The sequence below is a fragment of the Synechococcus sp. WH 5701 genome, from assembly GCF_000153045.1.
Taxonomy (GTDB): domain Bacteria; phylum Cyanobacteriota; class Cyanobacteriia; order PCC-6307; family Cyanobiaceae; genus Regnicoccus_A; species Regnicoccus_A antarcticus.
Map to the genome: position 1 here is coordinate 1,487,986 of NZ_CH724159.1, position 13,803 is coordinate 1,501,788.

Below are 13,803 nucleotides of genomic sequence, written 5' to 3' on the forward strand. Positions count from 1 at the left end.
GTCGAAGCTGTTGCCAACGACTGTAGGGGGAGGACTGAGCGGGAAAGGTCAAAACCGATGCCGCTGCCTACACTCGCCCCAACGCCCAGGATCAAGGGCCCGTGAGTTGAAGGGGTTGGAACTGCCGATCGACCACTTCCGTCTGCTCGGCGTGAGCCCGGCGACCGATGCCCAGAACGTCTTGCGCACCCTTCAGCATCGCCTGGAGAAAGCGCCGGATCAGGGCTTCACCCTGGAGGCGATCCGGGCCCGGGCCGATCTGCTGGAAGCCAGCGCCGACGTGCTCTCCGACCCCCAGCGCCGCCAGGCCTACGAGGCCCAGCTGATGGAGATCGAGCAGGCGGGCGAAGGAGAGGGGGTGGCGGCCGGCCTTGATGTGGCGCCATCGAAGGACCTCGGTGGGTTGATGCTGCTGCTGGAAGCGGGGATGCCCCTGGAGGCCTTTGAGGCCACCATCACTTGCCTGCAGCCGCCCCAGGCCCCTGCCCTGGGCAGCGGCCGCGAAGCCGACCTCTGCCTGCTGGCGGCCCTGGCCTGCCGCGCCGCCGCCACGGAGCTGCAGGGCCAGCGCCACTACGAGGCTGCGGCCCAGCTCCTGCAACAAGGCCTCCAGCAACTGCAACGCATGGGCCAGATGCCTGAGCAACGGCTGCAGCTGGCCAACGACCTGCACGCGCTGCTGCCCTTCCGGGTGCTGGGCCTGGTCAGCCGGCCTCTGACGGCAACCCAGGAGCGCGCCGAAGGGCTGGAACTGCTGGAGAGTCTGGTGAAGCGCCGCGGAGGCCTGGAGGGCGAAGACGATCCCAGCCTGCCCCGCGACGACTTCCAGGCCTTCATCAAGCAGATCCGGCTCTTCCTCACCGCCCAGGAACAGGTCGATCTTTTCGACCGCTGGGCCAAAGGCGGCTCGGCAGCGGCGGAGTTTCTGGCCAGCTACGCCCTCACCGCCTCAGGCTTCGCCCAGCGCAAGCCCGAGCGCATCGCCGCCGCCCAGGACCGCCTGCAGGCCTCCGCCCAGCCCGGCATCCAGCCCCTGCTGGCCTGCCTGTATCTGCTGCTCGGCCAGATCGAGCCGGCCGTGCAGCACTTCAACGCCGGAGCAGGGCCCGAGCTCAAGGCCTGGGCCGAGGAGCAGGCCGAGGATCCCCTCGCCCAGCTCTGTGCCTACTGCCGGGACTGGCTGGCCCGGGACGTCCTCCCCGGCTACCGCGACATCGAGGTGGATGCCGATCTCGAGGCCTACTTCGCCGACCGGGACGTGCAGGCCTTCGTGGATCAGCAGGATCGCCGCCAGGCCCGCGGCCAGGCGGTGGGGGTGATCGCTACAGACTCCTCAGTCGCGGCAAGCGCTGCCCCCTGGGCAATGCCTGAGCTGGAGCCCCTCGCCCCTGACAGCAGCGAAGGGTTCAAGCCCCCAGCCCCGGAGCCGTCCGCTGAAGCTGCGGCCCGAGAGCAACGGCCACGGGCTGCCCGGCCGCTGGCCATGGCCGGAATCGCTCTGGCAGCCGGGGCTGCCCTGATCGCCGGGCTCTCGCTGGTGATGCGTCCCCGGCCGGCGGCACCCCCGCTGGCGACACCCCCCGCCAGTAGCCAGGCCCCCACCAGCACAAACCCGCCGGTGTCGGCGCCCACCGCCCCAGGCCCCCTCACCAGCGCCAGCCCAACCCAGCAGGAAGTGCGCCTCCTGCTGGAGCGCTGGTTGGCAGCCAAAGCGGCACTTCTGGACGGACGCAGCAGCCAGGCCGACCTCGATCAGCTCGCCCGCCCGGCCCTGGTGGCCGACCTGCGCTCCCAGGCCAGGGGACTCAAGGCCCTGGGGGAACAGCAACAGGTGCAGGCCAGGATTCAGCAGTTCCGGCTCACCAACCAGAGTCCACGGCGGATCGAAGCCGATGTCCAACTCGACTACAGCGAGGAGCGCCGTTCAGGCGACAAGGTGATCAAGCCCAGAACCAACGCCCAACTGCGCAACATCTATGTGTTCGCCCGTGATGGCGGCACCTGGAAACTGGCTGATTTCCACAGTCGCCGCTGATGTCCCCTGCGTTGTGTCAGGGTCTGGTTCAACGATCACCCCTCCTGGGGTCACCCCTTCAACAACGCCATGTTCGACGAGCTCTCCCAGCGTTTTGAGGATGCGGTCAAGAGCCTGAAGGGCCAGGACCGGATCACGGAAAGCAACGTGGAGGGGGCCCTCAAGCAGGTGCGTCGTGCCCTGCTCGAGGCCGATGTGAGCCTGGAGGTGGTCAAGGGGTTCATCGAAGAGGTGCGCACCCAGGCGGTGGGCGCCGAGGTGGTGCGCGGCGTCAGCCCCGATCAGCAGTTCATCCAGCTGGTGCATCAGGCCCTGGTGGAGGTGATGGGCGGTGAGAACGCCCCGCTGGCGGTGGCGGATCAGGCCCCCACCGTGATCCTGATGGCGGGCCTGCAGGGGGCCGGCAAGACCACCGCCACCGCCAAGCTCGGTCTGCACCTCAAGGAGCAGGGCAAACGGGCGCTGATGGTGGCCGCCGATGTCTACCGGCCCGCCGCCATCGACCAGCTGCAGACGCTGGGACAACAGATCGGCGTGGAGGTGTTCAGCCTGGGGGCTGACGCCAGACCCGAAGACATCGCCGCCGCCGGCATCGCCAGGGCGAAGGAGGAAGGCTTTGACACGGTGCTGGTGGACACCGCCGGCCGCCTTCAGATCGACACCGCGATGATGGAGGAGATGGTGCGGATCCGCCAGGCCGCGGCACCCGACGAGGTGCTGCTGGTGGTGGATTCGATGATCGGCCAGGAGGCGGCGGAGCTCACCCGCGCCTTCCACGAGCAGGTGGGTCTCACCGGCGCCGTACTCACCAAGCTCGACGGCGACTCCCGCGGCGGAGCGGCCCTCTCGATCCGCAAGGTGAGCGGCGCCCCGATCAAGTTCATCGGCACCGGCGAGAAGGTGGAGGCGCTGCAGCCCTTCCACCCCGAGCGGATGGCCAGCCGCATCCTGGGCATGGGCGATGTGCTCACCCTGGTGGAGAAGGCCTCCAAGGAGGTGGAGCTGGCCGATGTGGCAAAGATGCAGCAGAAGCTGCAGGAAGCCTCTTTCGACTTCTCCGATTTCCTGCAGCAGATGCGCATGATCAAGCGCATGGGCTCCCTGGGCGGCCTGATGAAGCTGATCCCGGGCATGAACAAGATCGACGACGGCATGCTCAAGCAGGGCGAGGAGCAGCTCGGAAAAATCGAGGCGATGATCGGCTCGATGACAGCGGCCGAGAGGGAGCAGCCCCAGCTGTTGGCCGCCCAGCCTTCACGGCGGCGGCGGATCGCGGCCGGCAGCGGCCACAGCCCTGCCGACGTCGACAAGGTGCTGGCCGACTTTCAGAAGATGCGCGGCTTCATGCAGCAGATGACCCGTGGAGGCATGCCGGGCATGGGTGGAGGCTTCCCCGGCATGGGCGGTGGCATGCCCGGCATGCCCGGCATGCCCGGCATGCCCGGAATGCCTGGAATGCCCGGGATGCCGACGGCCGCTGGGCGGGGCAGCGGCTCCCGCAAGGCCAGTCGTCCCCCGAAGAAGCGCAAGGGGTTTGGCCAGCTCTGATGGGCGGCAAGGTAAGGTGCTTGTTTGGCGCGTGAACTCACCGCCAGGCGGAGTTTCCGTCCACCCCAAACACCCAAGTCAGCAAGGCAAGGCCACGATGATCAAGCTCCGCCTGAAGCGGTTCGGCAAGAAGCGGGAAGCGAGCTTCCGTCTGGTGGCCACCAACAGCACGTCCCGCCGGGACGGTCTGCCGCTCGAGGAGCTCGGCTTCTACAACCCCCGCACCAAGGAAACCCGCCTTGACGCCGAAGCCATCCGGGTGCGGCTGAGCCAGGGCGCCCAACCCACCGACACGGTCCGCTCCTTGCTCGAGAAGGGCGGCCTGATCGAGAAAACCATCCGTCCCGGTGAAATCGTCGGCAAGGCCAAGCAGGCCGCAGCCCGCGAAGCGGTGGTCAAGGAAGCCGCGAAGGCCGCTGCTGCTGAATCAGCCGCCGCTGCTGAAGCCGCTGCAGCAGCTGCCACCGAGCCTGAAGCTGAGGCCGTCAGCGCCGATGCCTGAGCGGACGCCCCATGGCCGGGGCTGAAACGCTTCCTCTCTTTTCGATCGACCTTCCCCACCAGGAAGCCGCCCTTGCCCTCGCCGGCGAGGCCGAAACCACCCTGCATCGCCTTGAGGCCCTCACCGGTGCCTCCCTGGTGCTGCGGGGTCTTCAGTTGGTGATCCAGGGCAGGCCCTCTCAGCTGGAGCGGGCCTCGGCTCTGGTGGAGCTGTTGCGGCCGCTCTGGGGCGAGGGCCAGCCCATCGGCGCCGTGGATCTGCAGACCGCCCTCACCGCCCTCGACGCCGGCCGCAGCAGCGAGCATCGCGAACTCTCCCAGCAGGTGCTGGCCCGCAGCCAGAGCGGCAAGCTGCTGCGGCCCCGCACCGTGCGCCAGAAGGCCTACGTGGAAGCGATGGACGGCCACGACCTCACCCTCGCCCTGGGTCCAGCCGGCACCGGCAAGACCTTCCTGGCCACCGTTCAGGCCGTGCGCATGCTCCAGGAGCGGCGGGTGGAACGGTTGATCCTCACCAGGCCCGCGGTGGAAGCCGGCGAGCGGCTGGGTTTCCTGCCCGGGGACCTGCAGCAGAAGGTCGACCCCTACCTGCGCCCGCTCTATGACGCCCTGCATGGGCTGCTGGGGGCGGAGCGCACCACGGCTCTGCTGGAGAAAGGGGTGATCGAGGTGGCGCCGCTGGCCTACATGCGCGGCCGCACCCTGGCCGATGCCTTCGTGATCCTCGACGAGGCCCAGAACACCACCACCGCCCAGATGCGCATGGTGCTCACCCGGCTGGGGGAGAATTCGCGCATGGTGGTCACCGGGGATCCCACCCAGTCGGATCTGCCCCGCGACCAGCTCAGTGGCCTGGTGGAGGCCGCCGGCGTGCTGGCGGATGTGGAGGGCGTGGCGATCTGCCATCTCACCGCCGCCGATGTGGTGCGTCATCCTCTGGTGCAGCGCATGGTGCAGGCCTACGCCCGCCGCGACGCGGCTGGACTTGCCCGGACGGCCCAGAGAGGATGAGCGCCCAGCGGGGATGAGGAGAACCGCACACTCCCAACCCGCCGGCACTGGCAGGATGGTGAGAACCGAATTCACTGGTCCCATGCCAGCCAGCAGCAATTTCCAGGAAGCGATCCGCGAGGCCCAGCAGGGCGCGCTGGTCGGTCCCAATGTCGTCAACAAAGCGCTGCCCTACGTGGGTGGCGGCATGGTGCTGACCGCCGCCGGAGTGATGGGAGGCCTCACCTTGATGGCCAGCAGCCCGGGGCTGTTCATGCCCCTGTTCTGGGTGGCCCTGATCGGCAACTTCATCCTCTTCTTCGTGGCCCAGAGCGCGGCCACCAAGGGGAACAACGGCACGGCCCTGCCGATCCTCACGGCCTACAGCCTGATCACCGGCTTCACCCTCAGCGGAATCGTGGCTTATGCCCTCAGCGTTGCCGGGGTCGGCGCCATCGGCACCGCCACCCTGGCCACAGGCATCACCTTCCTGATCGCGTCGGTGGTGGGTCGTCGCATGAGCGACTCCATCGGTCAGGCCCTGGCCGGTGTGGTGGGCCTGGGCATCCTCGGCCTGATCATCGCCATGGTGATTCAGATCGTGGGCGGCATCTTCATCCCCGGCTTCGGGGGAAGCGGATTCGAACTGCTGATCGCCGGCTTCGGCACCGTGCTGTTCGTGGGAGCCGCCTTTCTCGACTTCTACACCATGCCCCGCACCTACAGCGACGACCAGTACCTGGCCGGCGCCCTGGGCATGTACCTCACCTACATCAACCTGTTCATCTTCATCCTGCGCCTGATCATCGCCCTCAACGGCGGCGGCCGCCGCGACTGAACCAGCTCCAGCAGTAGCAACCCGGCCTGGCTCAGTCGTCAGCCACCGCCAGCACAGCTGAGCGGATGGCCTGGCGCTGGGCCTCGTCGTAGCCCCAGCGATCCAGGAAGTCCACATCCTCTCCCGATCCCTCCGCGCCGGCCAGCAGCCTCTCCAGCCGTTGCTTCACCGCCGTTGGCTCCAGCAGCCGCAGCAGTTCAGTGCACCTCCGAGCCACCCGCTCGGATCCGGCCCGTTGGCCCTCATCTCCGGCCCGCTGGTGATGCAGGGCCATCGCCGTGCTCATGGCCAGGTTGCGGGCGCTGAGATCCACCACCCCATCACCGGCCTGGCGCAGGCTCAGCACCAGGCACTCCGGCAGGCGGTCCATCAGCGGGGCGTCGCTGGTGAGGGACACCACGAAGAAGCCGCGGGCACCATCGAGGCTGGCCACCAGTTCCCCCACCCGGTCGGCCAGCACCTCATCACTGAGTTCGCCGTTCTGCCAGTGGCCCAGCCAAGCTGCCGCGATCTCCATCGCCTGGGGAAAGGTGGGGGTGGCGGGAGTGGAAGCCGACATCTTGGACCGGTGGGCTGGCAGTGTTGAGGTTATGGACAAGCCGGGCCTGAGCGAGACCAAATCGGAGCAGCCGCTGGGCGCAGAGCTGTCTTTGCCGGTGCCTCTGCCGCTGCCGCAGCAGGCCCCCGAAGGCTTCCGCTCCGGTTTCGTGGCCCTGATCGGCCGCCCGAATGTGGGCAAGTCGACCCTGCTCAACCACCTGGTGGGCGAGAAGGTGGCGATCACCTCGCCGGTGGCCCAGACCACCCGCAACCGGCTGCGGGCCATCCTCACCACCCCCAGCGCCCAGCTGGTGTTGCTCGACACCCCCGGCATCCACAAGCCCCACCACCTGCTGGGGGAGCGGCTGGTGAAAAGCGCCCGCAGCGCCATCGGCGAAGTGGACGTGGTGCTGCTCCTGGTCGATGGCAGCGAGCCGGCGGGGCGCGGCGATGGATTCATCGTGGAGCTCCTGCGCTTCAGCCGGGCGCCGGTGCTGGTGGCCCTTAACAAGAGCGATCTGGTGGACCCGGAGAGGGCCGCCGAGCTGGAGGCCAGCTACCGGGAGCTGCTGGTGCTCTCCGATCAGCGCGCCGATCCGGCCGATCCCGGTCAGCGGCGCAGCGACTGGCCACTGCTGGCCTGCAGTGCCAGCACCGGTGCCGGCTGCCCCGAACTGGTGGAGGCCCTGGCGGCGCGGCTGCCCCTCGGCCCCCATCTCTACCCGCCGGATGCGGTCAGCGATCAACCCGAGCAACTGCTGCTGGCAGAGCTGATCCGCGAGCAGGTGCTCAGCCTCACCCGCGAGGAGGTGCCCCACTCTGTGGCGGTCCAGGTCGAGCGGATCGTCGAAGACGGCAAGCGCATCGCCGTGCTGGCCACGGTGCTGGTGGAGCGCTCCAGCCAGAAGGGAATCCTGATCGGCAAGCGCGGTCAGATGCTCAAGGAGATCGGCAGCGGGGCCAGGGCCCAGATGCAGAAGGTGTTCGACGGGCCGGTGTACCTGGAGCTGTTCGTCAAAGTGGTGCCCAACTGGCGGCGCAACCCGGCGCGGCTGGCGGAACTCGGCTACCGCGGCGACTGAGAGGATGGAGGGCCAGAGTGCGCCACCGCCGTGAACGGCACCAGCCCCGCCTTCCCCCCCGAGGACCTGCCAGCCTTTCTCGACCTTTGCGCCGGTCAGTGGATGGTGCTGCGCAGTCGGATGGAGGCCACCACAGCCGCCAGCGGCGACGATGACGCCTGGCATGACAGCAACCGCGGCGACCTGGGGGTGAGCCTGCGCCCGGCCGCCCCCGGCCGCTCCCTGGGGGGGCTGGAGGTGACGGCTCCCGATGGCCAGGCCCGGCAGCTCGATTTCGAGGCCGGCGGCAGCCTGCTGGGCGCCGAGGGCAGCATTGGCCACTGGCAACTTTGGCCCGACGGCAGCCTGGAGCTGGTGATCACCAGCGCTGGCCAGGAGCAGCGCGAACGGATCTGGTTCACCAAACCGAACCTGCGCCTGCGCAGCGTGATCGTCAACGGCGCCGATGGCCAGCCAGAGCAGGCCAGTTTCTGCTCGGAGATCCGCCGCGTCAGCCGCCCGGCCCCAGCGGAGAGCTGAGCGCGATGCGGCTGGATGTGGTGAGCCTGGCTCCCGAGTCGTTTGCGCCACTGACCAGCCTCGGGGTGATCGGGCGGGCCTTCAACGCCGGCATCGCCGAGCTGCACACCCACAATCCCCGCGACCACGCCAGCGATCGCTACCGCAAGGTCGACGACCAGCCCTATGGCGGCGGGGCGGGAATGGTGCTCAAGCCCGAGCCGCTCTTCGCGGCCTTCGAGTCGATCCCCGTGCTGGAGCGGCGCCGGGTGCTGCTGCTCAGCCCCCAGGGTCAGCCCCTGCGCCAAGCCGACCTGCAGCGCTGGGCCACGGATCACGACCAGCTGGTGCTGCTCTGCGGCCACTACGAGGGCTTCGACGAGCGCATCCGCACCCTCGCTGATGAGGAGGTGTCGCTGGGAGATTTCGTGCTCACTGGCGGCGAGCTGGCGGCGATGGTGCTGATCAACGGCGTGGTGCGGCTGCTGCCGGGCACGGTGGGCAGCGCCGAGTCGCTGCTGGAGGAAAGCCACAGCGCCCTGTTGCTGGAGCATCCCCATTACACCCGCCCGGCCGAGTTTCGGGGTCTGGCGGTGCCGCAGGTGCTGCGTAGCGGCGACCACGGCGCCATCGCCCGCTGGCGGGCCGAACAGCAGCAGGAGCGCACGAAACGGCGGCGTCCCGACCTCTACCGTCGCTGGCAGGAGCAGCAGCAGGGGCGGTCGCAGATGCGGATCGGCAACGGCTACGACATCCACCGGCTGGTGCCGGGGCGCCCCCTGATCCTGGGGGGCCTGACCCTGGAGCACCCCGCCGGGCTGGGCCTCGATGGCCACAGCGATGCCGACGTGCTCGTGCACGCCCTGATGGATGCCCTGCTGGGGGCCCTCAGCCTGGGGGACATCGGCCAGCACTTCCCCCCGGATGACGAGCGCTGGCGCGGTGCCGACAGCCTGGTGCTGCTGGAGCAGGTGGTGGCCCTGGTGCGGGAGCGGGGCTGGCAGGTGGTGAATGTGGACACGGTGGTGATCGCCGAGCGCCCAAAGCTGCGGCCCCACATCGCCGCCATGCGCGTCGCCATCGCCCAGCGCATGGGGCTCGATCCAGACCAGGTGGGTATCAAGGCCACCACCAATGAGACCCTCGGCCCCACCGGACGGGAGGAAGGGATCGCCTGCCACGCCGTGGCCCTGCTGGAGCCGTGGGGAGGCGGGAATGGGTAGGGTCTGCGCCCTGGCGCTGCTGCTGTTGTCCTTGCTCCTGGGCGTGACACCCACCGCCGTCACCGCGGCTCCCAGCGACGTTGTCCAACAGGACGGGATCCAGCAGCAGGTGGTGGTGGAGGTCCTGCGGCTGAAGGTGCCTGCCGCCGATCGGGAGGCCTGGCTGGAGGCGGAGCGGCAGAGCTGGGAGCCCTGGTTGCAGGCGCAGAGCGGTTTCCTCGAGCGGCGGATCTACTGGGATGCCGACAGCGAGGAGGGAGTGCTGCTGATCTACTGGGCCAGTCGTCGCCAGTGGCACGGCATCGCCACCGCCGAGGTGGAGCGGGTGCAGGAGCGCTTTGATCAGCTGGCGCGGCAGGGCACCGGTCGCAGCGATCCTCAGCCCTTCCCCCTGCTCTTCAGCGGCGAGCTGATCGCCCAATGAATCCCAGCGAGCCCCTGGCGCGGCTGGATCTGGGGCGGCGTGAGCGGCTGGGAATGCTGGAAGCGGTCTGGGGTGAGACCAAGGACGTCGATCAGATCACGACGATCCTCGAGCGTCTGCACCAGGCCGGCGAGCTCGCCCTGGTGACGCGGGTGACCGCCGGGAAAGCCGCGGCGATCGAGACGTGGCTGCGCCGCGAGCGGCCCGAGATCGCCACCGCCCTGGAGCACCACCGCCAGGCCCGCTGTCTCACCAGCGGCGCCCTGCCCGCTGCCGATCCGGCCCTCGGTCTGGTGCAGGTGCTCTGCGGCGGCACCAGTGATCTGCCCGTGGCCCATGAGGCCCAGCTGGCCCTGCGCTGCCATGGGGTGAGCACCGAGCTGGTGGTGGATGTGGGTGTGGCCGGCCTGCACAGGTTGCTGGAGCAGCTGCCGCGGCTGCGAAGCGCCTGGGTGCTGATTGCCTGCGCCGGCATGGAAGGCGCCCTGCCCACGGTGCTGGCGGGGCTGCTGCCCCAGCCGGTGATCGGCGTTCCGGTGTCGGTGGGCTACGGCGTGAGCGCCGGCGGGGCTGCCGCCCTGAACGGGATGCTGGCCAGCTGCGCCCCGGGGTTGAGTGTGGTGAACATCGACAACGGCTACGGGGCCGCCATGGCGGCCCTGCGCATCCTGCTGGCCCTCAGAGGTGCTGCAGCTGCGGATAGGCCGTCAGCAGCTCCTCGGTGCTGAGCACTTCTCCCTTGCCCTCGGGCTGCCAGATCACCTCGAGGGCAATCAGATCATTGGCGGACACCGCACCGATCACCCCGAGGGCGTCACGCAGATCATCGGCGCTGCTGATGGTCTTGAGGGGGATGCGGCCACGGCTGGCCACCAGAAGGGTGACGGCGATGAAGTCGCTGGTGGCATCGGTGGGGCCACTGGCGGCAGCTTCATCCTGGAAGCGCCGTCCGCCCACATTGGAGGTGACCTCGCTGCGCAGCTTGCTGCGCTCGGTCATCGAGAGACGGTTGAAGGTGGATTCGGCGCTGGCGAAAGGCACCTGGCCCAGTTCGCTGTTGGCGTAGACCCAGAGATCGGGCTGGCGCAGCAGGGACAGGCTGGTTTCCTGCAGCAGCCGCTGCAGGCCGGTGCTGCCGGTGGTGTCAGCGGTGGCGGCCAGGCGGCGCAGGTCATCCTGAAGTTCACGGGCCGAGGCCAGCAGGCCCACCTGCAACTGGGCAATGCTCACGGGCCCATCGGCGCGGGGAGCCGCAGCCAGGGAACCGCCGCCGCTGGTCATGCCGCCGCCGGCGCCGCGCAGGGCGTTCACGAGAAAACCGGCGATCGCCATCAGGATCAGGAAACCGAACAGCCCGCCGCCGCCGAAGCCGAAGATGGGGATCAGGAAGGGGAAGCCGATCCCGCCGCCATAGCCACCGCGGTAACCGCCACCGCCATAGCCACCCCGGTAGCTGCCGCCACCGCCGCTGTAGCTGCGGGGCATGGAGGGGGCCGAGCGGAAGCTGCCGCCGCCGATGCGCCCGCCGCGGGCCGCCCAGCTGGGAGCCGGCGAGGACAGCAGCAGCAGGCCGCTCACCAGGAGAGGCATCAGGACCAGCAGGGAGAGCCGGCGGAACCTGGCGAAGGCGATTGGGAAGGGACGAGGGGACACAGATGTCACCCGAAGCAAGTTCGCCGAATCTAGGAACCACCCCCCACGATGGTGACCACCTCAAGTACGGCGTCCCCACCAACGGCCTGCTCGGCCCAGGCCGTGCGGGGCAGAATCTCGCCGTTGAACTCCACAACCACCAGCCGCGGTTCGTAGCCGAAGTGGCGCAGCACCTCCAGCAGAGGCAAGTGAGCCGGGCAGGTGCGTGCTTCCCCGTTCAGCTGGATCGTGAGGCTGCCGCTGGCCCCGTTCTCCTCGCTCATGCCTCCTCCTGCAGGGCCGCGAGCAGCTCTCGGCTGGCCGCATGCGGATCGCTTGCCTCCATGATCGCCCTCACCACCGCCACCCGGCGACCGCCGGCCGCCACGACCGGCGCCACCGCTCCGGCATCGAGCCCGCCGATGGCAAAGAACGGAATCGGACTTTCAGCCGCCGCCTCGCGCTCGTAGGCCAGGCCAACGGGTTCACGGCCGGGCTTGGTGGGGGTGGCGTTGATGGGGCCAACGCCCACGTAGTCGCAGCCATCGGCCACCGCCTGACGCAACTGCTCGATCCGCTGGGTGCTGCGGCCGATCAGGCGATCCGGGCCCAGCAGGCGGCGCGCTTCGGCGGGGGGCAGGTCACCCTGGCCCAGGTGCACCCCATCGGCCTCCACGGCCAGGGCCAGGTCGACCCGGTCGTTGACGATGAACAGGGCGCCATGACTCGAGCAGAGCTGACGCAGGGCACGGGCTTCCTGCCAGCGCTCCAGGTCGTCAGCCTGCTTGGCCCGGTATTGCACCAGGCGCACCCCCGCCTCAAGCGCCGCGGCCACGGTCTCGAGCAGGCGAGGTGACGGGCTGGTGATCAGATACAAATGGCAGCGCAGCAGCAGCTCACGGCGGCCCGCGGCGGCGCCACAGGCCCGCATCAGATCCACCTCCAGGTCGTAGAGGGCGTAGCGGATTGCGGCGGCCTCGGCGGCCAGGAGCGGATCACCGGCGCGGCCGAACTCCTCCAGCACCCGAAGCGCCTCCTGGGCGCGGCCAGCGTTGGCGGCCACCACCTGAGACGGTTGCTGCCGCTCGGCCTGGGCGGGATGGGCCAGGCCCGCACCCCCATCGCTGGCGGTGTGGCGGGCGGCCTTGTAGGCGGGGAGGTGACAGCGGCCCAGACGCTGACGCAGATCCTTGAGCCGGGCCACCAGATCCTGGCGGTCGAGGCCGAAACGGCACCAGTCTTCCAGCACCCGCAGGCCTTCGCGGGCACGGTCCAGGTTCGCGTCGAGCAGGCGCAGCACGGCCGGTTCAGGCGTCGTCGGGGCGGCATTCACGGGAGCGGAACCTGCGTAAGGTGAAGCCGACTCCAGAGCGGACGGCAATGGATTTCGGCGGTGGTGACAGCCCGATGCTGGTGCTGATCTCAGGAATTCTGCTGCTCGGGGGCATCGCCGCCTTCATCAGCTGGGGTCTGGGCAACGCCTACGCCCCCGGCTGAGCTGCGGTTCAGCAGGCTGCGGGCCAGTGCCGCATCCACACCGATCTGGCAGCTGAGTTCCTCCAGGCCCGCAAAGCGTTGCTGGCGGCGCAGCAGCTGCACCGGCTCAACCTCCAGATCTCTGCCCACCAGCTCCAGAGCCCGATCCAGAAGGTGCACCTCCACCGCCGAAGGGGCCAGCGGGTCGACCGTGGGCTGGGGACCCAGATTCATCACCGCCGCCATGGGCGCACCACAGGGCTGCAGCGCCTCGCCCCCCTCGGCGGGCTCGAGGTTGCGCACCCAGGCGGCATAGACCCCCTCCTGGGGCAGAAACTTGCGGCCATCCACCTGCAGATTCGCGGTGGGCCAACTGAGCTGCCGGCCCAGCCCACGCCCGCGCACGACCCTGCCGCTGAAGCGGTAAGGGCGCTCGAGCAGGCGGTTGGCCTCGTCGATGGCACCGGCGGCCAGGGCCCGGCGGATGCGGCTGCTGCTGATCCGCTCGGCCCCATCCCAGAGCATCGAGGAGACCAGCACCCGCAGGCCATGGCGCCCTCCGATCTCGCGCAGGCTGGCGGTGTCGCCGGCCCGGTCATGGCCGAAGCGGAAGTTCTCGCCCACGGCCACCTCCCTGGCCTGGAGCTCCCCCACCAGCACCTGCTCCACGAAGGCCTCCGGGCTGAGCAGGGAGAGGGCGCGGGTGAAGGGCACCAGCACCAGCTGGCGGATGCCGTAGGGCTCCAGCAGCGCCAGCTTCTCGCCGGGGAGATCGAGGCGCAGACGCGGTTCGCCGTAGAGCAGCTCGCGGGGATGGGGCCAGAAACTCACCACCGTGGGAATCAACCCCGGGGTGGGCGCGGCGGCGATGGCGGCGATCACCCGGCGGTGCCCCTGGTGCAGACCATCGAAACTGCCCAGGGCGACCGCGGTGGGCCGCATCGCCTCCTGGGGGGAGCGCAGGGGAATCAAGGAAACGGACGTGGCCCGGCTTGGAAACCATCCTTCCATGGGGG

15 protein-coding genes are annotated in these 13,803 nt (G+C 69.4%); 10 read left to right on the plus strand and 5 right to left on the minus strand.

The genetic code is table 11. The features are described 5' to 3' along the window. Positions 1-115 precede the first annotated feature (115 nt). The 5 genes from WH5701_RS08465 (at position 116) to WH5701_RS08485 (ending at position 5,912) form a co-directional block, all read left to right on the plus strand. Positions 116-2,035 carry an IMS domain-containing protein gene (locus WH5701_RS08465; protein ID WP_006171786.1) on the plus strand — a complete coding sequence of 640 codons (1,920 nt, stop codon included), beginning with the start codon at positions 116-118 and terminating at the stop codon, positions 2,033-2,035. A gap of 69 nt (positions 2,036-2,104) precedes the next feature. Beyond that, positions 2,105-3,583 (plus strand): signal recognition particle protein, encoded by a 1,479-nt coding sequence (gene ffh / locus WH5701_RS08470; RefSeq protein WP_006171787.1) that lies wholly within the window; start codon positions 2,105-2,107, stop codon positions 3,581-3,583. Between the two features lie 97 nt (positions 3,584-3,680). Then, complete coding sequence (gene rpsP, locus WH5701_RS08475) at positions 3,681-4,085, plus strand: 30S ribosomal protein S16 (protein WP_006171788.1); 405 nt, start codon at positions 3,681-3,683, stop codon at positions 4,083-4,085. 11 nt (positions 4,086-4,096) lie between these two features. Then, on the plus strand, positions 4,097-5,095 hold the full coding sequence (locus WH5701_RS08480) for a PhoH family protein (RefSeq protein ID WP_006171789.1): 999 nt from the start codon (positions 4,097-4,099) through the stop codon (positions 5,093-5,095). Between the two features lie 82 nt (positions 5,096-5,177). Beyond that, on the plus strand, positions 5,178-5,912 hold the full coding sequence (locus WH5701_RS08485; RefSeq protein ID WP_037979839.1) for a Bax inhibitor-1 family protein: 735 nt from the start codon (positions 5,178-5,180) through the stop codon (positions 5,910-5,912). Between the two features lie 31 nt (positions 5,913-5,943). Here the strand turns inward: WH5701_RS08485 and WH5701_RS08490 are convergent, their stop codons facing one another. After that, positions 5,944-6,471, minus strand: coding sequence for a hypothetical protein (locus tag WH5701_RS08490; RefSeq protein WP_006171791.1), 528 nt, complete (start codon positions 6,469-6,471; stop codon positions 5,944-5,946). 31 nt (positions 6,472-6,502) lie between these two features. Here WH5701_RS08490 and era point away from each other — a divergent pair, with 31 nt between their 5' ends. The 5 genes from era to larB are packed head-to-tail and all read left to right on the plus strand — an operon-like array spanning position 6,503 to position 10,407. Beyond that, on the plus strand, positions 6,503-7,534 hold the full coding sequence (era, locus tag WH5701_RS08495; protein WP_006171794.1) for a GTPase Era: 1,032 nt from the start codon (positions 6,503-6,505) through the stop codon (positions 7,532-7,534). Between the two features lie 30 nt (positions 7,535-7,564). Next, positions 7,565-8,053: a phycobiliprotein lyase gene (locus WH5701_RS08500; protein WP_006171796.1), complete on the plus strand. Its 489-nt coding sequence runs from the start codon at positions 7,565-7,567 to the stop codon at positions 8,051-8,053. Then, complete coding sequence (gene trmD / locus WH5701_RS16825; RefSeq protein WP_156776704.1) at positions 8,050-9,255, plus strand: tRNA (guanosine(37)-N1)-methyltransferase TrmD; 1,206 nt, start codon at positions 8,050-8,052, stop codon at positions 9,253-9,255. Before WH5701_RS08500 ends, trmD begins: the two co-directional genes overlap by 4 nt. A gap of 25 nt (positions 9,256-9,280) precedes the next feature. Then, a complete protein-coding gene (locus WH5701_RS08510; RefSeq protein ID WP_232201810.1) occupies positions 9,281-9,679 on the plus strand; it encodes a TIGR03792 family protein in 399 nt (132 codons plus the stop codon). Then, a complete protein-coding gene (gene larB / locus WH5701_RS08515; protein ID WP_006171799.1) occupies positions 9,676-10,407 on the plus strand; it encodes a nickel pincer cofactor biosynthesis protein LarB in 732 nt (243 codons plus the stop codon). Before WH5701_RS08510 ends, larB begins: the two co-directional genes overlap by 4 nt. On the opposite strand, the gene WH5701_RS08520 is transcribed toward larB, so the two are convergent. From WH5701_RS08520 to WH5701_RS08535, 4 genes are all read right to left on the minus strand, one after another. Continuing rightward, positions 10,358-11,332, minus strand: coding sequence for a DUF1517 domain-containing protein (locus WH5701_RS08520; protein ID WP_006171801.1), 975 nt, complete (start codon positions 11,330-11,332; stop codon positions 10,358-10,360). The two genes, larB and WH5701_RS08520, sit on opposite strands and share 50 nt — an antisense overlap. A gap of 29 nt (positions 11,333-11,361) precedes the next feature. Further along, positions 11,362-11,595, minus strand: coding sequence for a sulfur carrier protein ThiS (gene thiS, locus WH5701_RS08525; RefSeq protein WP_006171804.1), 234 nt, complete (start codon positions 11,593-11,595; stop codon positions 11,362-11,364). Beyond that, positions 11,592-12,644 (minus strand): thiamine phosphate synthase, encoded by a 1,053-nt coding sequence (locus tag WH5701_RS08530; RefSeq protein WP_037979840.1) that lies wholly within the window; start codon positions 12,642-12,644, stop codon positions 11,592-11,594. The genes thiS and WH5701_RS08530 overlap by 4 nt, the downstream gene beginning before the upstream one ends. Positions 12,645-12,733: 89 nt before the next feature. After that, on the minus strand, positions 12,734-13,759 hold the full coding sequence (locus WH5701_RS08535; protein ID WP_037979842.1) for a bifunctional riboflavin kinase/FAD synthetase: 1,026 nt from the start codon (positions 13,757-13,759) through the stop codon (positions 12,734-12,736). Positions 13,760-13,803: the final 44 nt, after the last annotated feature.